Source organism: Aquisphaera insulae (assembly GCF_011064615.1).
GTDB lineage: Bacteria > Planctomycetota > Planctomycetia > Isosphaerales > Isosphaeraceae > Aquisphaera > Aquisphaera insulae.
The window spans coordinates 1-370 of sequence record NZ_JAALJH010000277.1 but is presented as its reverse complement, the minus strand read 5'-3'; the positions used below and the strand labels follow the sequence as shown (position 1 = coordinate 370).

The 370-nt window shown below is 69.7% G+C and carries 1 protein-coding gene; it reads right to left on the bottom strand.

What is annotated here, in order from left to right; genetic code table 11:
• Nucleotides 1-260: hypothetical protein (locus G6O54_RS37645; RefSeq protein ID WP_205679203.1), on the bottom strand; the 260-nt coding region annotated here is incomplete at its 3' end.
• Nucleotides 261-370: the final 110 nt, after the last annotated feature.

Below are 370 nucleotides of genomic sequence, written 5' to 3'. Positions count from 1 at the left end.
CTGCGGTTCGCCACGCCATCCTCGTCGGGGGCAAGTTCCGCACTCATGAGCGCGGCGGGGACCGCGTCCGCGGCGAGTGCGGCTGGAACCAAGCAATCGGCGCCGGGCCTCCCGGTGGGCGCGGGCGATCCAGGGAGGACCTCCTTCACCTCGTCCGGGCCTTCCTCGAGCACGACCCCGACCGGAAGCGGGTCCGGCGGCGGGATCGATTCCAGCTCGATCGGCTGGGACCTCCTCTCCAACAGCACGCCGGCCAGCATGATGTCGTTCGCGTATTTCCCTGTCTACGTAGTGGACTGGAACAGCGGCCTGACGCTCATGCCGGGGGTCTACCAGGCCGCCACCTACGGCAGGGCGGTTGACCTCCGCG